The organism is Pantoea sp. UBA6567 (genome assembly GCF_002434165.1).
Classification (GTDB): Bacteria; Pseudomonadota; Gammaproteobacteria; order Enterobacterales; family Enterobacteriaceae; genus Pantoea; species Pantoea eucrina.
Genome location: NZ_DJJN01000012.1, coordinates 24,680 through 49,169, shown reverse-complemented (window position 1 = coordinate 49,169; position 24,490 = coordinate 24,680). Strand labels below are relative to the sequence as shown.

Genomic DNA, 24,490 nt, shown 5'->3' with positions numbered 1-24,490 from the left:
CGGCCATCCGGAATGAAAATTTACCGTCCGTTATGGGAAGAGGGCGCGTTTCTGACGCCGCAGCAGTTCCAGCAGCAGGCGATGTGGGACGCGCATGTGGCCGGTACCGTCGCAGGTATGACGCTGGCTCATCCATGGGGAGTGCTGTGTGCAGAGTTCGATGACGGCGCGCTGGCACTCTCAAAACTGAATGCGACGCGCATTGCCGTCCGCTTTACCGATGGCACGCTGGTTGATACCCGCCTGGCTGATGCGCTTCCGCCAGTTTGTGACTTAACGAACGTCACAGATCGGGATTGTGTGGAGGTGGTGCTGGCATTACCGCTCATCAACGCAAGCGGCGGTAATCTGGTCAACGATGCCGAAAGCGAGCGTCCGCGCCGCTGGGTCGCCGCCCGGGAGCGCGTGCAGGAACTGGCCGGTCATGAGATCACGGAGATTGCGGTGCAGCGTTATGCCCTACGGCTGCGGCTGGCGCATCAGGAAAACGCTGCATATCTGACCTGTCCGGTAGCCCGTCTTAAGCGCAATGCGCAGGGAGAGTGGGTACGCGACGCGGCATTTATCCCGCCCATGCTGGCACTGACTGCCTGTCCGGCGCTGGTTACGGGGCTGGGTGACCTGCTGCACCGCCTGCAGGCGCGGCGTCAGCATCTGATGCAGCTGCGCCGCGAAAGCAATGAGCGTATGGCGGACTTTGCCGTATCCGACGTTTCTCTGTTCTGGCTGCTGAATGCGCTGAACAGCGCCGATCCGGTACTGACAGAGCTGCACCACGCGCCGTCACGTCATCCTGAACTGCTTTATCGCGAGCTGGTGCGGCTGGCAGGCAGCCTGCTGACGTTTTCCCTCAGCAATACGCCGGATGAGATCCCACGCTACCGGCATGAGCTGCCGGAGCAGGTTTTCCCGCCGCTCTTTATGCTACTGGACACGCTGCTGGAGGCGAGTCTGCCTTCCCGTGTTATCGCCATTGAGCTGGAGAATCAGGGCGTACTGTGGAAGGGAAAGCTGCACGATGCCCGTTTGCGCGAAGGGGCCGATTTTTATCTCTCTGTTCGATCGTCTCTGCCAAATCACGAACTTCAGGCGCGTTTTCCGCTGCTGTGCAAGGCTGGCAGCCACGCTGACGTTTCTGAAGTGGTGAATATTGCCCTGAGCGGTATGACCATCCGCCCGCTAGCCCATGTGCCTGCGGCTATTCCGCTGCGCCTTGAGAACCAGTACTTTGCGCTGGATCTTTCAACGGATGCGGCGAAGGCGATGCTTGCCTCCGGCGGCTGTACTTTTTATACCCCGGAATCGCTGGGTGAGCTGAAGCTGGAACTCTACGCGGTGCTGCGCTCATGAATAATCTTAACAAACTGACGGAACGACTCTTTTTTCAGGGCTGGCTGATGGTAAGCCAGCTGCGAGGCGGGCAGCAAATTGAAAACGGAGACGCGCTCTATCGTGAGGCGGTTAACTGGGTCAAGTCAGCCCGTGAAGCGCTGTCAGAAGCCGGAGTCAGCGAGGCCAGCTGCGACCATATGTTATATGCCTTCTGCGTGTTGCTGGATGAGGCGGTACTGAACCGGGGAGTTCAGGATGATGGCTGGGCTCGCTGGAGCCGTGATCCGCTGCAGGTGCGTTTTTTTGGCTCCCTGAACGGCGGGGAAGCGTTATGGGATCGCATCCGTACCGTGCTGCATGAGCCAGCGCCGGAGATCGCTGTCCTGACCTGCTTTTACCGCACGCTGCAGCTGGGTTTCGTCGGGCACTATCGCGCTCAGGATGATGAACGCCGTGAGGATGTGGTGAATGCGCTGGCTGCGCGGGTGCCGCCGTTTACGCTGCCGGAAGATGCACCGCTGGTTATCCGGCCCGCAGGTCTGCGCACCGGACGCCGCGTTTACTGGCTGAGCTGGGGAGTGGCCGTGATGCTGCTCGCCGGACTCTGGTTCGTGCTGGAGTCAGCGCTGGCAGATATGGTGTCGCACATTGCGGGGGCGCAGTAATGTTCCGACCCGATTCACGTCAGGGCCTGGTGCTGCTGGGGAGCGGACTTGCCCTGCTGCTGGTAGTGGAGTACTGGGGTCTGAAGCCGCTGAACAGGGCGATGTTCTGCGGACTGATACTGCTGGTATCTGCGTTTATTCTGTGGCGGTTGCAGCGGTCCACCTCTGACAGTCACTCTGCTGCAGATGCCAGCCTGCCACCTGAAACCTGGCGCCGGCCGGTGATCCTCGTGACAGGAGACACCGCGCTGCTGTTTGGCGATCGGGACCACCATGAGAGCGGGCAGGGATGGTATCTGAACGTTCGCCAGCCCGATGAGTTATCCGCGCTGGCGGAACGGCTGGCTCTTCACTCTCCGTCACTGATGCCGCAGCTGTCAGTAATGCTGGCCATCGTCCCCGGACTGCACACCTCCGCAGAGATATTTACACAGCAGCAGTGCGTGTGGCTGCGGGCATTTCTGCAGTGCCGCCGCGTGCTGAACGGACTGCCGCCGCTCCGGACGGTGATATGGAATTCGTCCGGGGATAGCGGCACATACTGGTTCAGCCTGACGGCCGACCATCCAGAGCTGCAGTTTCATCCGGACAAACGTGCCCGCCTTTCACTGAGTGAATGGGCAGCACAGGATGCGCACTCTGTTCACCACGCGCTCAGGCTGCAAAGCGTGATGCAGTGGTATGCGGGGCAGTTTGCCGCTTCGCACTCAGCGCGCCCCTGCCAGATCGGTCTCTGCCTGACGCCGTCGCCGGCGCTGGCGGACAACCTGTGGCAGCAGCATGTTGCCGGGCTGACCACGCTTTCATCTGAAAACAACGAATCCCCGCTTTCACTACCGCTGCCGGATCGCCTTCTGTCCGGCCTGGCGCGGCGGCCGGGTATCAGCCGCTGGCTACGCAGATTGCGCATAGCTGGCCTGATGCTGGGTCTGTTTCTGGCACTCGCCATGCTTTTTTCTTTCATTCACAACCAGCGCCTCACACGCAGCGTGACCGATCACCTTGACCTGTGGCGCAGCCTGCCTGATGACGCCATTGCGGCGAAAACCCTTGCGCGCAATGCGCTTATCCGCGATCGCGCGCTGCTGGATGAGTGGCAGCGCAGCGGTGAGCCGATGCGGTTTGGTATGGGGCTCTATCAGGGCATGCGGCTGACCGCACCGGTGAATGCGGCCATACACCGCTGGGCACCGCCCCCGCCGCCGGCCCCGGTTATCCGGCAGGTCGTACAGGGGCCAGAAACGGTGCGCCTTGACAGCCTGTCGCTATTTGAATCGGGCAGGGCAACGCTAAAAACCGATTCCGGCAAGGTGCTGCTCCACGCGCTGGTGAATATCAAAGCCCGGCCCGGCTGGCTGATTGTGATAGCCGGCCACACCGACAGTACCGGCAGTGCACAAGGTAATCAGCTGCTCTCACTGAGACGCGCCGAAGCCGTGCGCAACTGGATGCGCGACACCGGCGACGTGCCGGAGAGCTGTTTTGCGGTGCAGGGCTACGGTCATGACCGCCCGCTTGCCGCCAACAACACGGCGGCGGGGCGCACGCGTAACCGTCGCGTCGAAATCAGTCTGGTACCGCAGGCTGACGCCTGTCACGTAGCGGACGGACCCACCCGGTCATCGCAGGATGATGGCCATTCTCAATCTGAAAAGGAGCAATACCATGGCAATTCCGGTTTATCTGTGGCTGAAGAATGATGGCGGAGCGGACATCAAAGGGTCTGTAGATGTGAAGAGTCGCGAGGGCAGCATTGAGGTGGTGGCACAGGAGCATAACCTGTACATCCCTACCGACAACAATACCGGCAAGCTGACCGGCACCCGTATTCATACGCCCTTTCTGCTCACTAAAGAAATCGACGCGTCAAGCCCGTATCTCTACAAAGCGGTAACCACCGGACAGACTCTGAAATCGGCGGAGTTCAAATGGTATCGCATCAACGACGCGGGTCAGGAAGTTGAGTACTTCAACACAAAGCTTGAGAACGTGAAGGTGGTGAAGGTGAATCCGGTGATGCACGACACCAAAGATCCGGCAAAGGAGAAGCACAACCATCTGGAGCACGTTGAGCTGCGCTACGAAAAGATCACCTGGACCTATAAAGAAGGCAACATCATCCACTCCGATTCCTGGAGCGAACGCGCTACCGCGTAACTGATTCACCCTGCTCAGGGCGTTGTGCTCTGAGCACCTGCAAATGGAGGCGTTATGTCGCATCTCGCTAACTGGGCGACCAACTGGCAGAAAGATCCGCGTTTCAGCAAGAACTATACGGAACGCCTGATTGAAAAAGCGTGTGCCATCGATTCTCAGCTTAATGATGCTTATTGCAGCGGTACGCTCAAGGTGATTGCCGGACCACACCGGAAAGCGGGGCCAAATGGCGGCGGTGATGCCCGCTGGCATATGACACTGTAACCGGATACGGGCAGCTCCTGCTGGCACGTCATTCTGGATAACAGCGTCACCCGGCCAATTGATATCAATAAAAGAGAGCACCTCGGCCACAGTTTTTAACCCCTCTGTGGCGACACCTGTCGCCACGTTCAGTGAGCGTTTTTACACCAGCGCTCAGCCAATCCTGTTTTTAAGCCTTATGGGCCTCGGTGAACGGCCAGGGGCGGTAGCGTGCCTGAAACGGAGAGAAAATATATGGAACATGCGTCTGCAGCGCTGCTGCGCCGGCTTAACCCTTTCTGCGCGCGTGCGCTGGAGGCCGCTGCCTCACTGTGCCAGATCCGCGCACATGCAGAAATCTTACCTGAGCACTGGCTGCTTAAACTGCTGGAGCAGGGAGAAGGGGACATCACGGTCATCGCGCGTCGCTACGAGTGGGACATGGATGACGTCTGGCAGGATCTGCTGAGCTTTCTCAACGATCGGCCACGTCAGGTGTGTGGCCGGCCAGCGCTGTCGGCCCGTCTGCACCATCTGCTAAAGGAGGCCTGGCTGGCTGCCTCGATGGCCGGGGAGGAGCGTATCCGCAGCCTGCACCTGCTGCTCGCCATGGCCGATCATCACGGGCTGATGTGCTGTGCTGCACTCTGGCCGGTTCTTACCCTGGATCGGCCCCGGATAACGTCGCTGCGCCCGCTGCTGGATGCGCAATCGGACGAGAGCCAGGCAGAGCCGCAGTTTATACCGGATATCACCGTTCAGCCGTCCGATCTTACTGGAGAAAAAAAATCCGCTGCCTCAGAGGCGCTATGCCGCTTTACCCGCGACATGACTGCTGATGCGCGCGACGGCAAGATCGACCCGGTATACGGGCGCGATAATGAAATCCGCCAGATGGTGGATATTCTCTCCCGCCGCCGCAAGAACAACCCGATTCTGGTGGGCGAGCCGGGCGTGGGTAAAACTGCGCTGGTGGAAGGGCTGGCGCTGCGCATTGCCGAAGGCAACGTGCCGGAGAGTCTTAGCACGGTCAGCGTGCGCACGCTTGACCTCGGTATGCTGCAGGCGGGGGCGGGCGTAAAGGGCGAGTTTGAGCAGCGCCTCAAAACCATCATTAATGAGATACAGCAGGCGGAGCAGCCGGTGCTGCTATTCATTGACGAAGCGCACACCCTCATCGGTGCCGGTAATCAGGCGGGTGGCGCAGATGCGGCTAACCTGCTCAAACCCGCGCTGGCGCGTGGCGAGCTACGTACCATCGCGGCTACCACCTGGAGCGAGTACAAGCAGTACTTCGAAAAGGACGCCGCGCTGGAGCGTCGCTTTCAGAGGGTAAAAGTTGATGAACCGGATGATGAAACCGCCTGCCTGATGCTCAGAGGCCTGAAATCGCGTTACGCAGAGCATCATGACGTACATATTAGCGATGCCGCCGTCCGCGCGGCCGTTACGCTTTCCCGGCGTTACCTGACCGGACGACAGCTGCCTGATAAGGCAGTAGACCTGCTGGATACCGCGAGCGCCCGCGTACGTATGAGTCAGGATACGGTGCCGGAAGCCATCACGCGGTTACGTGCCCGCACGGACGCGCTGAACGTTGAAAAACGCGCCATTCTGGATGATGAAGCGCTGGGCGGTCCCGTCCAGGCAGGGCGCATGCATGACATTCTAAGCGAGCTGGCCCGCGCTGAGGAACGCCTTGAACAGCTGGAGCTGCGTTACCAGGCCGAGCGCGAAATGATGGAGACGCTGCTGGCCTGTCGTCAGGACGCGACGCAGAACGTCAGGCGTGGCACGTTACACTCTGCCCTGCAGACGCTGCAGCAGGGTGAGCCGCTGATCACGCTGGACGTAGACGCGCGTACGGTAGCGGGCGTCATTGCCGACTGGACCGGCGTACCGATCTCTTCCTTAATGAAGAATGAGCAGACGGCGCTGCTGACACTGGAAAAGACGCTGGAAACCCGCGTGGCAGGCCAGCCGGCAGCGCTGAATGCCATCGCACAGCGACTGCGGGCGTCGAAAACCGGCCTGACCGCTGAGAACGGCCCGCTGGGCGTGTTTCTGCTGGTGGGCACCAGCGGAACTGGTAAGACAGAGACGGCGCTGGCGCTGGCTGACACGCTGTACGGCGGCGAAAAGTCGCTGATCACCATTAATCTCTCCGAGTACCAGGAGGCGCATACGGTGAGCCAGCTCAAGGGCTCACCGCCGGGCTACGTGGGCTATGGTCAGGGCGGCGTACTGACCGAAGCAGTGCGCCAGCGCCCGTATAGTGTGATCCTGCTTGATGAGGTGGAGAAAGCGCACCGCGACGTGGTTAACCTGTTTTATCAGGTATTTGACCGGGGCTTTATGCGCGACGGCGAGGGACGGGAAATTGATTTCCGCAATACGGTTATCCTGATGACCTCCAATCTCGGCAGCGACGCGCTAATGCGGTTGCTCAGTGAACAGCCGGACGCCAGCGAGGCGGATCTGCAGCAACTGCTGCGTCCGATTATCCGCGACCATTTCCAGCCGGCACTGCTGGCGCGCTTTCAGACGGTAATTTACCGCCCGCTGAGCCGTGACACGATGCGTATCATCGTTGAAACGAAGCTTGAGAAGGTCAGAGATCGCCTGCAGCGTCACTACGGCCTGCATACGGATATCACAGACGCGCTCTGTGATGCCCTCACCGCCGCCTGCCTGCTGCCGGATACCGGCGCGCGCAACGTTGACGGCCTGCTCAGCCAGCAGATTTTGCCGGTTGTGAGCAGGCAAATCCTCGCCTGGCAGGCGGCGGGCTCTTGTCCGCAGCAGCTATCTATGACGTGGACAGAAGATGAAGGTTTCGTGCTGGTGTTTAGAGAATAGTAACTTATGGACAGTACAAAAAAGATTGCCAGAGATATGCTTGATGCGATTAATCTTGATGACTCAGGACTATTGGTGAATTTCACCAAAGGATTTATTTCTTTTTCGGTGAGCATGGCTTACCTGAGTTATGATTACATAGATACTGAACATCGCAGAAATAACAGTAACGATAAATATCGGATAGCAGAGTTAGTTAAGCGGGGCGTTTTCAGAAAAGAGGTTGTTGAGAAAATCGTCAGCGTTTTTATTGATGATTTTACTTCAAGAATCAATTTTGAAAAGGTAAGGGATGTTGCAGACAAAACTGGCGTTAATATTATGGGCCGATTGTCTTTCTCCCATCTGACAGGTGTCAATCTGGGACGTGCTCTGACAGCTAATGCTACAAATGCTATATTCTCTGGCACGATAATTGGCTCACTATTATACCTTGGTAGCGAAGCATCGAGAGCAATTTATACATCAAGAAATCTTGAGTCAGCTAATCCGGTCATTTACTCCAGACTAAGACGCATGGGTAATCTGGATTTACTCTATTTTGTTGTTAAAGATACTGTTGCTCCCTTTGAAAGAGCCTGCAATATACATAAAGAAAACCCTCTTGAGTTTGACGAGTTATGTAGACATTTTTTTAATGGTTTAAAAGGTTAATTTTATCTGCCTGAGAGTATGGTAAGAGGAGTCATGAAAAATTCTTTGATAAAACGCATAGGCTTAACTTTGGCATCACTCGCTGTCAGGGCAATAGGCTCAATGCTGATGGCGACAGGTTTGGTTATGTCAATCTGGTATGTTTTCTTTTCAACTAGCGATTATCGCTATGTCATAATTGCTATTTTGTTCTTGCTGGTATATGCAGGTTATAGTTTGATTAAATTTAGCTTTGAAAAAATGCATAATGAATTTGATATTCACTATTAAGTTTTTCTCATGCGGAAATTTAATTATTTAAACACTTTAGCTGACCTGCGTTTTTCCACTGGCTATGAAAGCACACAGGCACCCCCGGTGGGAATTGATCTTATCATGGAGGATAAATGGTCCCTTATAATAATCTCATTAAATCTTCTCCGCTTTCACTCAATCGATTTCATCTGGAAATTCCTGACTGCCTCTTTCAAATGGATGTCGAAGAATTTGATGCTCAGGAGGGGTTGAGTGAAATCTATCGCTATACAATCAGGTTTACCAGTGACAAATCAAATATTCCTTCTCAGAAAGTGCTACGTAAACATATCTGGCTGTATATGTACGACATGCCAGGTGCGCGGGATAAAATGCTGCCTTTGAAAACGCGAAAAACTGTGCATGGCATTGTCACAGGTTTTCGACGCCTGCAAAGCTCCGTCGATCAGGTTTTGTATGAAGTGGAGATAAAACCCTTCATTGCATTACTTGATAAAAATTTTCGCACTCATCGTTTTTTTGTTAATAAATCCGTTACTGAAGTCGTTTCTCAGATATTAGCAGAGCATGGACTGGAGAGCTGGCAATATCAATTCAGCCTGAAGCGGGATTATCCGAGGCGTGAACAAATTAATCAGTATCAGGAAAGCGACCTTGCTTTTATCCAGCGGATATTAGCTGAGGTCGGGATTTTCTACTATTTCCGGTTGCAGGAAGAAGTATGTACTGAGGTTATTCATTTTGGCGATAGTCAGGCAGCATTTGAAGCGGGAAAAGTATTACTGTTCACCACACCCTCAGGCATGGAGGATGGAGGCATCGACTCAGTCTGGGGCTTAAACCAGCAGCATCATATTGTACAAAAAAGCGTGACGACGAAAGATTATAATCATCGCACAGCTCAGTATATTTTGCGTTCTGAAGAAGCAGATATGATGCGGGGGGATGGCGACAAAATAAATTACGGGAAGGCTTATCATTATCGCGCCCGACATCTTCAGGCAGGCGATAAAATGTTTCCCTCCGCAGAAACCGCCAACTTCTATGCGCAACTCGATCACGAACGGTTTCTGGCTGCTCAGTCTGTTATCGTGGGTACAAGCAGCGATCCTGGCCTTGCTGCAGGGCAGGTTATTACTGTAACCGATAATAATATTCCCCCTTCTTTGCCGGAACAGCTTCTCAATCCACTTGTTATGATCAGACTGGGGTTTGTTGCCAGCAGAAAGTCAGCAATGCGCGTAACGCTTAGCGCCGTTCCCTATAGTGAAACCCTCTGCTGGCGTCCCGATTTACTTGAACGCCCAAAAGTCAGCGGCACCATGACGGCGCGCGTGACCAGCGCAAAAGATAACGATATCTACGCCTGGCAGGATGCAGCGGGATTATACCGCGTGGTATTTGACGCCGACGAGGAGAGCCGGGAGCGCGGTCTGGAGAGCATGCCGGTGCGCCTGGCGAAACCGTACGGCGGCGATATGTACGGCTTCCACTTCCCGCTTATACAGGGCACCGAGGTAGCGATAGCGTTCCGCGAAGGCGATCCGGACCAGCCTTATATCGCGCATGCGTTACACGATTCAAGGCATGTCGATCACGTCACTGAAGAGAACAGCACGCGCAACGTCATCCGTACGGCAGGCTTTAACAAGCTGCGCATGGAGGATAAGCGCGGTGAGGAGCACATCAAGCTCAGCACGGAGTATGGCGGGAAGACGCAGCTGAATCTGGGGCATAACGTTGACGCGAGCAGGGTTCTTCGTGGTGAAGGGGCTGAACTGCGGACGGATAACTGGATCAGTATCCGCGGTGGCAAAGGGGTATTTATCAGCGCGGATGCGCAGCCTCAGGCGCAGGGAAAAATGCTGGCGATGCAAGATGCCGTGAATGAACTGTATAAGGCACAGCAATTAACCGCGTCCTTACGCAGCGCAGCGGAGGCGGCGACAGCTGAGCTGGCAGATTTACAAACCCAAAAGTCGCTGTTAAGCGAAGCACTTACCGAACTAAAACAAGCCGCGCTTTTACTCTCAGCGCCCGCTGGCATCGCGCAGGCTACAGCAAAAAGCCTGCAGTTGACCGCCGGCGAAAACCTGATCGCCACAAGTGGTAAAAACACTGATTTCAGCATTTTAAAAAATTTCACAGTAGCAGCAGGCGAAGCAATCAGCCTGTTCGCTCAGAAGCTGGGAATTAAATTTTTTGCCGCGAAAGGAAAAGTGGAGATTCAGGCTCAGTCTGATGGAATGACGCTGGATGCGCTGAAGGATGTGCTCATTAGCAGCAGTGAAGGTAACGTCACCATTCGCGCTAAACAGGATATTTTGCTGGTGGGCAGCAGCGGGGCTTATTTGCGTATAGGAAATGGTGAGGTAGAGAGCGGTGCTCCGGATAAAATTATTCAGCGTGCAGCCGTGTGGCAAAAATTTGGTGGTCAGAGTGCCGGTGAAATGTTCAATACCTGGCAACAGGGTAATTATGAACTTAACTCCCAGATAATTCGGGCAGGCAGCGAGGAGGCGGTAAAAAGCTGCCCAGGAGAGATCAGTAGCGACCTTGGAAAAACCACTTCAGACTCTGACAGCGCAGGAAAACTGACGCCGCAGGATTTTCCTGATATTGCCAGCGTTAACATAACATTAAACAAGGAACGTTAATGATGTCTGAGAAAAAAAAGACATTAAAAATTCAGCCAACGTTTGATGACAATGGCAACCCCTGTTATCAGCTTTTCAGCACTCCGAAAGGAGAAAACATCGTTCAGCAATGTGTGCTTTATCCTGAGCGTATTATACCAATTATATTTATCCCGGGCGTTATGGGCAGTAACTTAAAAAATAAAAACGGAGAAGAAATATGGCGACTGGACGATGAGATCCGATTTTTCTGGGACTGGAAAAATGCGAATGCAGAAACCAGGAAAAGAAAACTGCATCCAGACAGGACAAAGGTAGATGATGGTGGCGAAATTATTGAGAAGACAGAACCTTATTTGTTGAAAAATCGCCGGCAACGCGGTTGGGGAAGTGTCGCATATACCAGCTATGCCGCATTTCTTGACTGGCTGCAAAACGCACTTAACGACTTTGATAATGGCCCATCTGGCGAACGTACAAATCTGCTGCAATCCATTCTGAAAACAGAGTCAGGTGATGTTTCACTGACCCGGGAAGAAGTAGACCTGACCTACCGTTACCTCTTTCCGGTATTTGCCATGGGATATAACTGGCTGCAATCGAATAGTGAGTCTGCGATGGCCCTGGGTAATTACATTGATGAACAAATCCGGTTTTATCGTCAGAAAGGCCGATTGTGCGAGAAAGTAATCCTTATTACCCATTCAATGGGGGGGCTCGTCGCCCGGCACTATACACAATGCTGTGGTGGAGCGGACAAAGTACTGGGCGTAATACATGGCGTGATGCCGGCTGCGGGAGCTGCCGCCACTTATCGCAGAATGAAAGCCGGAAATGAAAACGGCACCGATAATTTTACCGGCGCAATGGCTGCACATGCTTTAGGAGCAAACGCCAAATTTATGACTGTGGTGCTCTCACAATCTCCAGGCCCCCTGCAGCTATTGCCAGGCAAAGCTTACGGGCAGCGCTGGCTGAAGATTATCGATGATCAAACTACCTATGCTTTTCCGGAAAACGATCCTTACAAAGAAATCTATCTGCAGCGGGATAAGTGGTGGGGGCTATGTGAAGATCATTTTATTAACCCGGGCAAAAGTCATACTGCAGCAGACCGCGACAGAGACTGGCAAATTTTTTCAATTCTCTTAAATGAAAAAGTTCAGCCTTTTATTGAGGAGATCTCAGGGAAATATCATCCTCATAGCTGGGCATTCTACAGCGCCGAAATAACGTATCGTTCTTATGGCGATGTTTGCTGGCGGGCTAACACACGTCGCGCTGACGCATGGCTGAACCGTAACCGCCAGCGTGACGGCCTTGCAGGACGCGCGGTAGATAAAACCGAGATGTTTGATAAGCGAAGCGTTTCTTCTCCCCTTTCAGGTAGCGGCTGGGCAAAGGGTATTCACCAGACTTACCAGATTTTGCCAGCTGAAGAGTCAGGGGATGGCACGGTTCCGGTACGCTCGGGAAGGATTGCTGAGCATCATTTACAGGCGAGTTTTCAGGTTTCGGTTTCTCATGAAGCAGCGTTTAAACACCGACTTGCACAGCAGTTTACCCTGCGGGCGCTGGTAAAAATTGTGCAGCAGATACAGCAGACCGCGCTGAGGTATGAATGAGTATAAAAAAAGCAATTGCAGTAATAATACTGCTGGCTGGAATTTTTGCCGGCTGGTATGGCTTTAGCTGGCTGCAGCCGGAAATAAAGCTGACCGAAGAGGAGCATAAAAACGTGAAGCACTTTACGCACAAAATGACCACCCGCTGTATCGGCCGTTATCTGATTGACCTGCCGGACACATTCACTGCAACCCATAATAGTGTTATGGCGTTTATTGAAAAATCACCGATAGAGTACAAGCGTATCTACCGCCCGGCGTTTGAACAAAAAATTCGATTAAGAGAGGCTGAGTTACGCGCTGAGAAAACATTAAGGCCTGCAGATATGCCTTATCTTAAGGGTGTTTATTCTCTGCCAGACGGTATGGAAGGAGTGATATTTGAGCGAAATGAGAGTACCCAGGTTTACGATTCTGCGCGAATTATTGAGGCACATATGTATACAAATGGTATGGCAATAGAAACAACAATGGAAGCCAGAAACGGAGCATCGCCGCGCTATGATGAAGATCGCAAAGATTTCCCGGAAATATATGGAAATAATGTTCCACAAAAGATTTCTGAACTGACAGATCTACTAAAGCGGATCTCTGCCAGGCAGGAGAATGAAATACCTGTGGCTCCCGGGTTTTGCCTGCCTGAATTGTTCATTAAAGATGGCACGAAGCTAGTAAATGAAGATGTTAATGTTCATTATCTCTCTTCAGAGTACCCCCACATGAAGTTTTATTTTGACAGTGATAATTATACTGCTTCTGATGATTCTCTGTTAGAAAGACGCGCCATAATGGAGCCATACATTAAACAAGCCCAGGGTTCTACTATTCACAGCGGGCGACGCCATATTAGTGGATTATATGCTGAGCAGTGGCTTGCTGAAGGGATGCTCAGCGATACCCGCGGTCAGAAAGCGCTGCGTTTCCTGCTTCGTATTAATGAGAAAACGGCATCCCCGCTGCACCCTGTGCTGTCTGTCAATTTTCTGCAAGAAGGAACGGAGGGTGAAGGCCGGCTTACGCAGGCTGAGGCGGTTACCCTCTGGCAGCAGATCACTGATACTATCCGCGTTCGTCCCAATGCAATTAGGAAATAAATTTTTTAACTGAATAGCAATATATTCCTTATACGCTTAAAGACATAAAATTAACTTCATAAATACATCGATATATAAAGTTCCCATTATCGATTTTTTTATGGCACGTTCCGGATATAACTCTGGTAATAATTCTGCAATATACATTTGCATTGTTTTTTGCACATTAACAGTCAAAGTGACGTTTGTAATAGTCAGTGCAAAAGAAGAATTTTTTTGCAAAAAATAGAAGATATTCACCCTTGATCAGTGCTGGGTGTCAGTGTACCAAGCCATCTAATCTGCTGAGCAATTTATAAATTAAATATCGTGAATTGCACCCGGGAGGTATATGTCTTGCTACTCTTCACAATCAAGAACAGAATATTTTAGGTTTTTCTTTTTAAGTATAAATCTTATATAAAATTAAAGGATTAATATATGCCAGCTTTGACTTGTCTGGGGGATGCTACAACGCATGGTGGTAGCGTCATATCAGCTTCCTCGATGATGTATATAAATGGCGTGCGCGTTGCGTTAGTAGGCGATACGGTATCATGCCCACTGCATGGGACTAACCGTATTCAGCAAGGTAGCCCGAAGATATTCGATAACGGCATTCAGGTAGTTGTTCACGGCTGCGTCTGTGAATGCGGTTGTACCGTTATTAGTTTCCGTAATGAGGAGGTAGCATAGATAGGATGAACTGGCCTATTCCGGATTTTCCAACAAAAGAGATGCCAAAGTTACCCTCAGGTAAATTATGGGGCGGCATTCTTTTGATCCTTTCTTCATCTGGGGCGCTAATTGCTATTTTTCTACTGAATGCTATTAATTACAGAGATATATTTTTCAATGGATTGCTACCTGCAGTGGTTGTATGGCTGTTTTTTTTGGTAATAGTATGGTTGCGATATGAGCACTCATCTCATGCTGTAATTTTATGGGATATTGAGACGCAAAAAAATAAACTTCGCTGGCAGCACTGGGCTATGTGGCAAAGGCCGATTATTGCAAGCATAACCCTGTGCCCGGAGGAAGATGGGGTAAAGATGCTAACAGGTCATGTTATTGACATTCCCGCATATCCTCTTAAATGCCGGCGTCTGCACCATAATTTGCCAGATTTGTGCTCAAAACTTAGCTTCCTGGATATAAATCTGGAGCAGCAGCTACCGGGTTACAGGAATAACCTTTATGAGATTATCGTGCTGCAGACCGATAGTCATGATGCATCTATTGTTACGCAGGCCATATTCAGCCAATGGGATATGATGCCAGTTATTCAGAGTAGTGCCGACAAATACTTTTCCGGGTCGGAATCCTGCGCTATTAAAGGAATGACGTTACTGGTCACTTTGCAGGATTGGCCTGGCGCGGCTGAAGGTCAATACAGTGAATTTATTAACGCAAAGCTTATTTGTGACGCAGAAAACGTTGATAACTATTCGCCGTATCCAAAAGCAGGCGTAGGAAGGATTCTGCATTCAGATAACCTGATGAAATCACTTGATGTACTGACAGAGTATAACAAGCTTAAATCCTGCGACATCAGGTATGTGTGGTTATCAGCGGTTGAAGAGAAAGATATGATTGAACTCGTGAAGTACGCTGATAAGCACCAGTGGAAAATACCTCCTTACCACCCATTTTTAAGTATCAATCATTCATTTGGCCCCTCAGGCCCGCTGGCTTTTCCGGTTGCGATTTCATTACTTACTGATGCTGCCATCCAGACGGGAGAGATGCAGTTATTGATCTCAGGGAGTAAAGAGGGAACGTATTCACTGTGTCTGGTTACAGGGAGGTTATTCTATGATGGCAGAAGAGCAGCCAGTTAATCGCCGTTTTATCATGCCTGGATATGCAATAGTCGTTATAGCCTTTGCATGTTTGAGTGCATTGTTTATCTACTATTATAAAAACAACATTGAAACTTCGGAGGCAAATAGCAAGTATATCTGGGCTATCTGGATAATATGCGTTTCTTTCCTGGCGCTTATAGTATATTTATCTGATTTTCTACAAAGGAAAAATGCTAAAAAAGTACAGCAGAAGTATTCACCTCAGCAGATAGTGAATAACGAAAATTTGTTGCAGAAGCAAAAAAAAACCGTTCCAGAGCATAGTGATACCCTTCAGCATATTCGGCATATTCTTCGCCATCGCTATGGCCGCTTCTGGAAAAAAAGACTCACTATTCTGATTATCGCCGGAAACATCAGAAACGTGGAAAACCTTGCGCCTGGCCTCTCGTCGCAATTGTGGCAGGAAAACAGCGGAACACTGTTATTGTGGGGAGGCGATCCGTTTTCAGCCCTGCAGCAGGAGTGGCTTGAGGCTATCTGCCAGCTAAGAGGTAAACCTGCAGATGCATTGATTCTGGTGACCTCCACGGCTGACGATATGCGTGATAACAACGCTCTGTTATCAGAGATTCAATTATCCGATAAACACCCGGACGCTACCGCGCAATCGCTGGTGTCAGTGTATAAAACGCTGGGCTGGCGACTGCCGCTTTTCATCTGGGCCCTGCATTCCGGGGCAGACAATCAGCCAGGGCGTATTACACAGGCTGTTGGCTGTCAGTTGCCGGCAGCCAGCACCATTCATCTGGCACTGGCGGAACTTACCGGGCAGCTTATCCTGCAGGGTATTCAGCAGGTGGCAAGTCGCCCGAAGCATCACTTTCTTCTGAGCCTGGCCGATCGACTTAGCCGAAACCATGCATTTGTCATTGCGCAAGTGTCTGCTCTCCTCAGTCCGCGCCGCTCGCTTCCGCTGGCAGGTCTGGTATTTAGTGCTCCTTCTGCAAAAGCTGAGAGCGATATACCGAACTACTGGATACGCGACAACCGCTGGGATGCGCTGCCGCCTTCTTTTTCCTCGCTTCCCGCGCATCTGCGCCCTTTGCGTTATGGCGCGCCATGGCGCGGCTTTCTTACCTCCGCTACCTGTGCGCTGGTACTGCTATGGGGAGCAGGAATGCTGGTGTCATTTGCCAGTAACCGCAGCAGCATCGTGGGGGCGGTTCGGGTAACAGAACATGCTGCTGACAGCAATCAATCTCTGGATCAGCGCCTGGCAGCTTTGGGCACACTGCAGAATATGATTGGACAGCTGCAGTATCGGGACGAACATGGTGCACCCTGGTATAGCCGTCTCGGGCTGAATCAGAACAGGGTATTGCTTTACGCCTTATGGCCCCACTATCGCACGGCAGCTCAGCCCCTCCTGCGCGACGCTGCCGCAGCCTGGCTCACCGGTGCACTGCAGACGTATGCCGCACTCCCGCCTGACAGCCCGCTGCGTGAAACGCAGTCAAAGCAGGCCTATGTGCATCTCAGACTCTATCTGATGCTGACGCGTCCTGAACGTATGGACGCCAGCTGGTTCAGTCAGACGCTGATGCAGAACCGGACACAGCGGCAGGGGCTGGATGAGGCTTACTGGCAGGGAGCCGGGGAGACGCTGCTGGCCTTCTATGCAGAGCATCTGATCACTCACCCCGAATGGGCGCTGAAAGCAGACCCGGATCTGGTCGGGCAGGTACGCACCCTGCTGGTGCGTCAGATGGGGGTAACCAACAGTGAATCGCGGCAGTATCAGCGGGTGATCTCCAAAGTAAAACACCAGTACGCCGATATGCGGCTGGCCGATATGACCGGCGATACGGATGCCGCTCGCCTCTTTATCACTGATGAAATTGTGCCCGGCATGTTCACCCGTCAGGCGTGGGAAGAGGGCGTTAAACCTGCCATTGAAAAAGTGGCGCGTGAGCGGCGTGAAGAGATGGACTGGGTACTGAGTGATGCACCGCCGCCTGCAGGTGAGGCGGCTTCGCCTGAGGCACTGGAGACGAGGCTCGCCAGCCGCTACTTTGCCGATTACAGTGCAGCCTGGCTGCACTTCCTGAATAGTCTGCGCCTGCAGCCCGCGCCGACGCTCTCAGATGCTATTGATCAGCTCACGCTGATAGCGGACGTCAGGCAGTCGCCGCTGGTAGCGTTAATGAACACGCTCAATGTGCAGGGGCGTACCGCACAGAGCGGCGGCGCGATGAGCGACTCGCTGGTGAAATCTGCACAAAACCTCTTTAACCGGGAGAAGCGCCCGGTGATTGATCAGCGCAGCGGCCCGCAGGGGCCGCTTGATGCCACGTTCGGCCCGCTGCTGGCGCTGACCGATAATCAGAGCAGCAGCACGATGAACCTGCGCACCTTCCTGACGCGCGTAACGCAGGTGCGCCTGCGCCTGCAGCAGATCACCAGCGCGGCAGATCCGCAGGCGATGACGCAGGCGCTGGCCCGAACGGTATTTCAGGGAAAGAGCGTTGACCTGACGGAGACACGCGACTACGGCAGCCTGGTCGCCGCCGGACTGGGGCAGGAGTGGAGCGGGTTCGGGCAGACGGTGTTTGTGCGCCCGATAGAACAGGCGTGGCAGCAGGTGCTGATGCCGGCTGCAGGCAGCTTCAACGCACAGTGGCAGCAGGCCGTAGTGAATGAGTGGAACCGCGCATTCGGCGGCCGCTACCCGTTCAAAAATGTCAGCAGCGAGGTATCACTGCCGCTGCTGGCGAAATATCTGAATGCGGACACCGGACGCCTTACCCGCTTTCTGCACGCTCGTCTGGGTGGCGTACTCCATCGCGAAGGGATCCGCTGGGTACCGGACCGCATTAACGCCCGCGGACTGACATTTAATCCCGCTTTTCTGCAGGCGCTTAATCAGCTCAGTCAGATTGCTGACGTGGTATTTGCCAGCGGTCATGCCGGCCTGCATTTTGAGCTGCGTCCGGGAACGGCAGCAGACGTAATGCAGACTGACCTGATAATCGACAGCCAGAAGCTGACCTACATGAATCAGCAGCCGGTCTGGCGGCGCTTTATCTGGCCTGCTGACACCGACGCGCCAGGCGCATCGCTGAGCTGGATCAGCACCAAAGCAGGCACTCGTCTGTACGGTGAGATGCCGGGCAGCTGGGGGTTGATCCGCCTGCTGGAAAAGGCGCACGTCAGCGCCAGACCAGGGCTGGGCAGCAGCTGGCAGCTGACCTGGCATGCCCCCGACGGGCGGCCGTTAAACTACATCCTGCGTACCGAAGCCGGCGAGGGGCCGCTGGCGCTGCTGAAGCTGCGCAACTTTACGCTCCCGTCCGATATTTTTCTCACCAGCAGCACCCAGAACCCGCCTGGTAACGCTGAATTCATTGAGGAGGAGTGATGCCTCTGCAATCTCTGATTAGCGCCTGCGGCATGGATGCGGAACCGCTCCGCGCGCAGGCTGCTGAGCATATTCTCTTATGGGAGCACTGGTTGCAGCCTGTAAGCACCAGCCATCCTGCCGGTGAAGACCCGACCTATACCGATACGTTTCAGCGGATGCAGGAGGAGATGAACCGCCTGTCCGGCACGGATATGGCACTGATCTGTTCGCTGGCGGAGCAGATACTGACTTCGGAAGCGAAAGATATCCGCGTAGCGGTCTGGTACTGCGTGGCCCGCCTGCAGCAGGATGGCGAAGAGGGGTTTGCTGAGGGACTTGCCTTACTGGCGGGCCTGCTGCAGCGCTTTGGTGACAACCTGCATCCGCAGCGGACGCGCAGTCGCGAGGCGGCGCTGAATTTTATATCCAGCGCGCGCGTGCTGGATACGCTGACGCTCTATCCGGAGGTGACGACCGCCACGGCGCAGCGCACCGTGGCGGCGCTGCTGGCTATTGATGACATCTGCAGGGCGCAGGGCGGCACCCATTCCGCAGGGCTTTACAGCGCGCTGGAGTCCCGGCTGCTTAACGCCGGTGGTCCTGATGCGATAGTGCCGCTGACGGCAGCAGACAGCCTGCAACCAGACGCGTCTTCAGCCTCAGCTGCGCCAGCGCTGGCTGCCATCAGCTCCGGGCGGGAGCTGATGGAACAGGCGCGAACGCTGGCAGCTTATCTGCGCGAGCAGCCAAATGGCGCGCTGGCCGCACACCGGCTGATGAAAACCCTCCGCTATGACACGCTCAGTCAGCTGCCGCTGCTGTCAGGTAACGGCAACAGTTGTGTGACGCCACCAAAATCTGACCAGCGCGCGCTGCTTAAACGCCTCTGGCTTCAGCAGAGCTGGGCCGAGCTGGCTGAGCAGGCGGACAGTCTGTTCAGTCGGGGAACAAACCACTTCTGGCTTGACCTGCAGTGGTATCAGCACCAGGCGCAGCTGCGATCGGGACATGCGGAGTTTGCGGCTATTGTGCAGGACGATCTGAAAGGGCTGCTCTCCCGCCTGCGCGGACTGGAAACGCTGGCCTTCAGCGACGGCATGCCGTTTGCGGATGAGGTGACGCTGAGCTGGATCCGGCAGCAGGTCATGATAACGGAGAGTGCGTTCGGACCCGATCCCGCCGCTGCGGCGAGCGTGCCGGAAGATGAGGTGCTGTTGCTGGAGAGCGAGGCGACTGAGCTGGCAGACAGAGAGGGCATTGCCGCTGCGCTGACCTGGCTGCAGCAGCGACCCGGTATCCACTCTCCGCGCCAGCAATGGCTCCTTCGCCTGCTGATGGCACGGATTGCTGAGCAGTCTGGTCGGCAGGAACTGGCACTGCAGCTGCTGGGCGCGCTCGATGCTGGCGCAGAGAGTATGACGCTGGCGGAGTGGGAGCCAGCGCTGTTATTTGAAGTCAAGTCCCGCCGGCTGAAGTTACTGCGTGCCCGCGCAGGCCGGAGTGAAAAAGATAAAGCCCGCCTGCAGTCTGACATGGAACAGCTGCTGGCCGGGCTGGTGACTATCGATGCGGCGCGAGCGTCAGTACTCTTTTCTTAATAGGGTCTGACCTCTTTCTTTAATTTAAATATAAATGGTTCAAAGGAATGATGACATTAACTGAAACACAGAATATGCAGCCAACAGGCTTTCATTATTTTGATAATACGTTTGTCAGCAGGGAAGAAATAAAAGGCGTCATCAATCACGCAGAGCTCATCAATTTAAAAGGCGCTCAGCGAAGTCAAACCATCAGTCAGTACAAAATTGAATTGTGGACCTGGAAACAGGTCACCGATATTCATGCCGGTAATATTCTGACCAATGTGATTATCACCCCGGTTGCGGCTGCAGCGGACATTATTTTCTTCCCGATATCGCTGACGTTTTTCCTGTTTATGACTGGTCTGGGTGCGTTCAAATAAGAGAGGCTCGTCAGAATATGAAAGACTTAACGCTGCGCTATTACGATATTGAAATGCGCTATCTGCGCGACGCCGCAAAAGAGTTTGCCGAAACGCACCCTGACCGCGCTGCTATGCTCAACCTGGATCGTGCCGGAACGCCGGATCCGTTTGTGGAGCGCCTGCTGGAGGGTTTTGCCTTCTCGGTAGGACGGCTGCGTCAGAAGATCGATGATGACCTGCCGGAGCTGACCGAAGGCCTGGTCAGCATGCTCTGGCCGCACTATCTGCGTACCATTCCATCGCTCGCAGTGGTGGCACTGACGCCGGACCTGCCGAAAATGAAGATGGCAGAGACGGCGCCGGCAGGACTGGAGATCTTTTCCCGTCCCGTGGGGCCTAAAAATACTGTGTGCCGCTATCGCACCACGAAGCCGGTCACGCTTAACCCGCTGGCGGTCACCGGGGTTGCTATGGGCACTGAGCCGGATGGGCGCTCTGTGCTGCGCCTGCGCCTGACCAGCAGCGGGCAGGCGGACTGGAGCCAGTGTGACCTGCGCCAGCTGAGCCTGTGGCTGGGAGAGGATCTGCCCGTGGCGACGGCACTGCATCAGAGGCTGACCCGCTGCCAGGCGGCGCTGTACATTCGCGAGGCGGGGCAGCCGGAGCGCAGGGCCTTTGACGGCTGGTTCAGCCCCGGCGGATTTGACGAGGATGACCGGCTCTGGCCAAAGGGGGAGAGCGCTTTCAGCGGCTATCAGCTGCTACTGGAATACTTCACCTTTCCTGAGAAATTCCGTTTTGTGAATCTGAATGGGCTGGAGACGCTCGCGCTTCTGCCCGGGCTGGCATACGTCGATATCGAGGTGGTCTTCAGCGAGCCGTGGCAGAGTGATCTACCGGTCAAAGAGAGCTCTCTGCGCCTGCACTGCGTGCCGGTGATTAACCTGTTTGCACTGGAAGCCGATCCGCTGATTGTGAACGGACTGGAGAGCGAGTATCTGCTGCGCGCAAAGCGCCTGCAGGATGGGCACACGGAAATTTACTCGGTGGATACGGTCAGCGGTTCAGGACTGACCGGTGCGGCTGAGTATGTTCCGTTCACCAGCTTCCGGCACCGGGGCGGCATGATGCGTCGTCTTGCTCCGGAACGTTACTTTCATACCCGCGTGCGCCGGGGCGTCACCGGCTTGCATGACACCTGGCTGATCCTCGGCGGTCAGCAGTGGGAGAAAGACGATCTGCTTTCCCGCGACACGCTCTCGCTGCGCATCACCGGTACCAACGGCCAGCTTCCGCGTCGCGCGCTGCAGAGCACGCTGCTGGATCGCTGCGAACAGGTGCTGCAGACGCCGGTGACGGTGCGCAATCTCACCCGCCCGACGCTGCCTGCTTATCCACCCGCTGAGGACCGCTTTCACTGGCGGGTGCTCAGCCATCTCGGCTCTGGCTTTATCAACATGATGAACAGCGCAGAGGTGCTGCGCGGCACGCTGGCGCTCTATAACTGGCAGGATGATGAACGCTGTAACCGCAGGCTGGAGGCGATCCTTGACGTGCAGCAGCATCGTCTGCAGCGGTTTGAGTCGGGTTATCTGCTGCGCGGTCTCGATGTTGAAGTGACGCTCGACAGCAGCGGTTTTACCGGTGACGGCGATATCCACCTGTTTGGTGAAATGCTTAACCGCTTTCTGTCGCTGTATGCGGACATGAATCAGTTCATTCAGCTTTCGCTGATAGTCCGGCCTGAAGGAAAATGTATCCGATGGAAAGAGAATCACAGTCAGCGTCTGCCCGGCTGATAGCACGGCTGGGCGACCAGCTTTCCCATATAAATTTTTACCGTTTTTGCCAGCTGCTGGAGAGGTGCGATCCTGAAGCGCCGGTTCCGGGCAGCGTCTGGCAGGTGCGACACGAGCCGGTACGGTTCAGGCCGCACCCTGGCATGGGATTTCCGGCTGGCGAAATTCGCGCGGCTGAAACCGCCGGGTATCCGCACCTTCCTCCAACCGTACGCATCAATTTTATGGGGCTGTATGGCACGGCATCTCCGCTGCCGACGCACTATCTCGACGATATCGCCCGGCAGCGTGAAGGGCATGAGGCGCTGCAGGATTTTCTGGATATCTTCAGTCACCGGCTGACTACGCAGTTTTATCGTATCTGGCGCAAATACACCTATCCGGCCACGTTCGCCGCCGGCGGCACCGATGAAACCTCTCAGTACCTGCTGGGGCTGGCTGGCCTGGGAATAGACGGCTGCGCGCAAAACATCGCCACGCCGGTTTCGCGCTTTCTGGCGCTGCTGCCGGTCATGATGTTGCCTGGCCGGACCGCAGAGGGTCTCTCCTCGCTGGTGGCGCTGCTGGCACCGGATACGCGCGCGCAGATAGTGCCGTGGGATCCGCGTCGTATTCCCCAGTCCTGCCGTTTACGTCTGAGCACGCAACAGCCGGTCAGCCTGATGCGTCGTCCGGTCATGGGAACGCATGCCACCGACGTTAACGGACAGGTACTACTGCGACTGCTCACCGATAACCCGGAGGAGATGCGCGGCTGGCTGCCCGGCGGACAGTTACACGGCGATCTGATGGCGCTGCTCCACGTCTATCTGGGAGCAAAGCTGGATGCACGGCTGGAGCTGTGCGTTGACCGCGCCCTGCTGCCGGATGCGCAGCTGAGCTGCCGGAGGGAAGCGGCACAGCAGCTGGGCCGCACCGCGGTGCTGCCTCAGCGGAACCTTAACGCCTCGCATAAACCCGATTTACTCACTATACCGCTCGGGCGTTATCAGCGTGTCCGGGAACAACCTTCAGGGACTAAAACAGATGAACAGGGCGACTACCGCTGGTAAAATAGTTATTCCTCTGATGCTGGCGCTGAGTGCCAGCGGCTGCGGCCTGACGCAGAAAGTATCCGAAGGCACCGCGTCCGTCACAAAATCTCTTTTTTACAAACAAATACGCACCCTGCACCTCGACTTCCGCGCCCGCGAAGGCGCCAACCGCAACGCGCAGGGCGCTGCGCTCTCAACCGTGGTGCGCATCTGGCAACTCAGCGACCGTCAGGCCTTTGACGCCTCCGACTACCCTTCACTGTTAGCAGCTGACAGTCAGGTTCTGAAAGCGGATCTGCTGGCGCAAAAGGCTATCCGGGTGCGTCCCGGCGAATCGGTCAGTATTGATGTACCCATGGAGGAGAGAACCGAGTTTGTGGCGGTGGCCGGAATGTTTTTGTCGCCAGATACTCAGGATGAGACGTGGCGAATACTGCTGACCCGCGCAGACCTCCACCCGGACAAAGCCAGGGTGATTGAGCTGGGTGACGGCACGCTGACGCTGGTAGCGGAAAAAGGGGAAAGACTCTGATGCAGCCTTCACTTTACGACATGCTTTACGGCAATTTCAGCGGCGGCCTGGATCTGGATGCGGTGAGCGAACGGGAACAGGTGATTTTGTCGGTGCTGGATAACCTGCAGCGCATTCTGAACACCCGCGCCGGCGCCCTGGCTCATCTGCCTGATTATGGCCTGCCGGATATGACGCTCATCCTGCAGGGGCTGCCCGGCACCGCACATCAGCTGGTACATATTCTTTCTGACGTATTACTGAAGTATGAGCCCCGGCTGAAACAGGTTGATGTGGTGATGCTGGAACAGACGCAGCCCGGTGAGCTGCGTTATGCCATTGATGCCGGACTGGACGTCGTAGGTATGGTGCGCTATGGCACTGACTTTATGCCGGGAGGAAAGGTACTGCTGCGGCATCTGCGCCAGCAGAACGTGATGCGTTAAGCCATAGCCACCAGCCAGATAAGATCGCCGGCCTGGCGCTTCGCCTTT

At 54.6% G+C, this 24,490-nt stretch carries 20 protein-coding genes; all 20 read left to right on the top strand.

The features are described 5' to 3' along the window. The first annotated feature begins 12 nt into the window (after positions 1 to 12). Positions 13 to 1,350: a type VI secretion system baseplate subunit TssK gene (gene tssK, locus B4M48_RS17380; protein WP_039380472.1), complete on the top strand. Its 1,338-nt coding sequence runs from the start codon at positions 13 to 15 to the stop codon at positions 1,348 to 1,350. Next, positions 1,347 to 1,997, top strand: coding sequence for a type VI secretion system protein TssL, short form (gene tssL / locus B4M48_RS17375; RefSeq protein WP_071669200.1), 651 nt, complete (start codon positions 1,347 to 1,349; stop codon positions 1,995 to 1,997). The genes tssK and tssL overlap by 4 nt, the downstream gene beginning before the upstream one ends. Then, on the top strand, positions 1,997 to 3,697 hold the full coding sequence (locus B4M48_RS17370) for an OmpA family protein (RefSeq protein WP_288657497.1): 1,701 nt from the start codon (positions 1,997 to 1,999) through the stop codon (positions 3,695 to 3,697). Before tssL ends, B4M48_RS17370 begins: the two co-directional genes overlap by 1 nt. Further along, the gene (locus tag B4M48_RS17365; RefSeq protein ID WP_039380468.1) at positions 3,663 to 4,154 is read left to right on the top strand and encodes an Hcp family type VI secretion system effector; all 492 of its coding nucleotides are present in this window, start codon (positions 3,663 to 3,665) and stop codon (positions 4,152 to 4,154) included. Before B4M48_RS17370 ends, B4M48_RS17365 begins: the two co-directional genes overlap by 35 nt. 54 nt (positions 4,155 to 4,208) lie before the next feature. Beyond that, a complete protein-coding gene (locus B4M48_RS17360) occupies positions 4,209 to 4,418 on the top strand; it encodes a hypothetical protein (protein WP_288657495.1) in 210 nt (69 codons plus the stop codon). 234 nt (positions 4,419 to 4,652) lie between these two features. After that, positions 4,653 to 7,256, top strand: coding sequence for a type VI secretion system ATPase TssH (gene tssH / locus B4M48_RS17355; protein WP_288657493.1), 2,604 nt, complete (start codon positions 4,653 to 4,655; stop codon positions 7,254 to 7,256). Between the two features lie 6 nt (positions 7,257 to 7,262). Further along, entirely contained in the window at positions 7,263 to 7,910 is a 648-nt protein-coding gene (locus B4M48_RS17350) for a hypothetical protein (RefSeq protein ID WP_071669203.1), read from the top strand. Between the two features lie 33 nt (positions 7,911 to 7,943). Continuing rightward, positions 7,944 to 8,180, top strand: coding sequence for a hypothetical protein (locus B4M48_RS17345; RefSeq protein WP_139239687.1), 237 nt, complete (start codon positions 7,944 to 7,946; stop codon positions 8,178 to 8,180). A 116-nt stretch (positions 8,181 to 8,296) separates the two neighbouring features. Beyond that, on the top strand, positions 8,297 to 10,822 hold the full coding sequence (locus B4M48_RS17340; RefSeq protein WP_071669204.1) for a type VI secretion system Vgr family protein: 2,526 nt from the start codon (positions 8,297 to 8,299) through the stop codon (positions 10,820 to 10,822). After that, a complete protein-coding gene (locus B4M48_RS17335; protein WP_071669205.1) occupies positions 10,822 to 12,426 on the top strand; it encodes an esterase/lipase family protein in 1,605 nt (534 codons plus the stop codon). The genes B4M48_RS17340 and B4M48_RS17335 overlap by 1 nt, the downstream gene beginning before the upstream one ends. After that, complete coding sequence (locus tag B4M48_RS17330; RefSeq protein ID WP_288657489.1) at positions 12,423 to 13,520, top strand: T6SS immunity protein Tli4 family protein; 1,098 nt, start codon at positions 12,423 to 12,425, stop codon at positions 13,518 to 13,520. Before B4M48_RS17335 ends, B4M48_RS17330 begins: the two co-directional genes overlap by 4 nt. 420 nt (positions 13,521 to 13,940) lie before the next feature. Beyond that, positions 13,941 to 14,195: a PAAR domain-containing protein gene (locus B4M48_RS17325; RefSeq protein WP_071669206.1), complete on the top strand. Its 255-nt coding sequence runs from the start codon at positions 13,941 to 13,943 to the stop codon at positions 14,193 to 14,195. Between the two features lie 5 nt (positions 14,196 to 14,200). Then, a complete protein-coding gene (locus B4M48_RS17320; RefSeq protein WP_071669207.1) occupies positions 14,201 to 15,340 on the top strand; it encodes a hypothetical protein in 1,140 nt (379 codons plus the stop codon). 13 nt (positions 15,341 to 15,353) lie between these two features. Further along, on the top strand, positions 15,354 to 18,725 hold the full coding sequence (locus tag B4M48_RS17315; RefSeq protein ID WP_288657526.1) for an ImcF-related family protein: 3,372 nt from the start codon (positions 15,354 to 15,356) through the stop codon (positions 18,723 to 18,725). Further along, positions 18,722 to 20,305, top strand: coding sequence for a type VI secretion system protein TssA (gene tssA, locus B4M48_RS17310; protein WP_150034694.1), 1,584 nt, complete (start codon positions 18,722 to 18,724; stop codon positions 20,303 to 20,305). Before B4M48_RS17315 ends, tssA begins: the two co-directional genes overlap by 4 nt. A gap of 47 nt (positions 20,306 to 20,352) precedes the next feature. Continuing rightward, positions 20,353 to 20,670: a hypothetical protein gene (locus tag B4M48_RS17305; RefSeq protein WP_288657486.1), complete on the top strand. Its 318-nt coding sequence runs from the start codon at positions 20,353 to 20,355 to the stop codon at positions 20,668 to 20,670. A 17-nt stretch (positions 20,671 to 20,687) separates the two neighbouring features. Beyond that, positions 20,688 to 22,451, top strand: coding sequence for a type VI secretion system baseplate subunit TssF (tssF, locus tag B4M48_RS17300; RefSeq protein WP_039380443.1), 1,764 nt, complete (start codon positions 20,688 to 20,690; stop codon positions 22,449 to 22,451). Further along, a complete protein-coding gene (gene tssG, locus B4M48_RS17295; protein WP_071669211.1) occupies positions 22,406 to 23,503 on the top strand; it encodes a type VI secretion system baseplate subunit TssG in 1,098 nt (365 codons plus the stop codon). The genes tssF and tssG overlap by 46 nt, the downstream gene beginning before the upstream one ends. Beyond that, entirely contained in the window at positions 23,478 to 24,017 is a 540-nt protein-coding gene (gene tssJ / locus B4M48_RS17290) for a type VI secretion system lipoprotein TssJ (RefSeq protein ID WP_288657483.1), read from the top strand. Before tssG ends, tssJ begins: the two co-directional genes overlap by 26 nt. Beyond that, entirely contained in the window at positions 24,017 to 24,442 is a 426-nt protein-coding gene (gene tssE / locus B4M48_RS17285; protein ID WP_071669212.1) for a type VI secretion system baseplate subunit TssE, read from the top strand. Before tssJ ends, tssE begins: the two co-directional genes overlap by 1 nt. Positions 24,443 to 24,490 lie beyond the last annotated feature (48 nt).

Excerpts from the sequence above, each read along its gene's own strand:
- tssK (WP_039380472.1), top strand. The coding sequence starts at position 13 with ATGAAAATTTACCGTCCGTTATGGGAAGAGGGCGCGTTTCTGACGCCG.
- B4M48_RS17315 (WP_288657526.1), top strand. The coding sequence starts at position 15,354 with ATGCCTGGATATGCAATAGTCGTTATAGCCTTTGCATGTTTGAGTGCA.
- tssE (WP_071669212.1), top strand. The coding sequence starts at position 24,017 with ATGCAGCCTTCACTTTACGACATGCTTTACGGCAATTTCAGCGGCGGC.
- B4M48_RS17360 (WP_288657495.1), top strand. The coding sequence starts at position 4,209 with ATGTCGCATCTCGCTAACTGGGCGACCAACTGGCAGAAAGATCCGCGT.
- tssL (WP_071669200.1), top strand. The coding sequence starts at position 1,347 with ATGAATAATCTTAACAAACTGACGGAACGACTCTTTTTTCAGGGCTGG.
- tssF (WP_039380443.1), top strand. The coding sequence starts at position 20,688 with ATGAAAGACTTAACGCTGCGCTATTACGATATTGAAATGCGCTATCTG.
- B4M48_RS17370 (WP_288657497.1), top strand. The coding sequence starts at position 1,997 with ATGTTCCGACCCGATTCACGTCAGGGCCTGGTGCTGCTGGGGAGCGGA.
- B4M48_RS17345 (WP_139239687.1), top strand. The coding sequence starts at position 7,944 with ATGAAAAATTCTTTGATAAAACGCATAGGCTTAACTTTGGCATCACTC.
- B4M48_RS17325 (WP_071669206.1), top strand. The coding sequence starts at position 13,941 with ATGCCAGCTTTGACTTGTCTGGGGGATGCTACAACGCATGGTGGTAGC.
- B4M48_RS17350 (WP_071669203.1), top strand. The coding sequence starts at position 7,263 with ATGGACAGTACAAAAAAGATTGCCAGAGATATGCTTGATGCGATTAAT.
- B4M48_RS17340 (WP_071669204.1), top strand. The coding sequence starts at position 8,297 with ATGGTCCCTTATAATAATCTCATTAAATCTTCTCCGCTTTCACTCAAT.
- B4M48_RS17365 (WP_039380468.1), top strand. The coding sequence starts at position 3,663 with ATGGCAATTCCGGTTTATCTGTGGCTGAAGAATGATGGCGGAGCGGAC.
- tssJ (WP_288657483.1), top strand. The coding sequence starts at position 23,478 with ATGAACAGGGCGACTACCGCTGGTAAAATAGTTATTCCTCTGATGCTG.
- B4M48_RS17335 (WP_071669205.1), top strand. The coding sequence starts at position 10,822 with ATGATGTCTGAGAAAAAAAAGACATTAAAAATTCAGCCAACGTTTGAT.
- B4M48_RS17320 (WP_071669207.1), top strand. The coding sequence starts at position 14,201 with ATGAACTGGCCTATTCCGGATTTTCCAACAAAAGAGATGCCAAAGTTA.
- tssH (WP_288657493.1), top strand. The coding sequence starts at position 4,653 with ATGGAACATGCGTCTGCAGCGCTGCTGCGCCGGCTTAACCCTTTCTGC.
- B4M48_RS17330 (WP_288657489.1), top strand. The coding sequence starts at position 12,423 with ATGAGTATAAAAAAAGCAATTGCAGTAATAATACTGCTGGCTGGAATT.
- tssG (WP_071669211.1), top strand. The coding sequence starts at position 22,406 with ATGTATCCGATGGAAAGAGAATCACAGTCAGCGTCTGCCCGGCTGATA.
- B4M48_RS17305 (WP_288657486.1), top strand. The coding sequence starts at position 20,353 with ATGATGACATTAACTGAAACACAGAATATGCAGCCAACAGGCTTTCAT.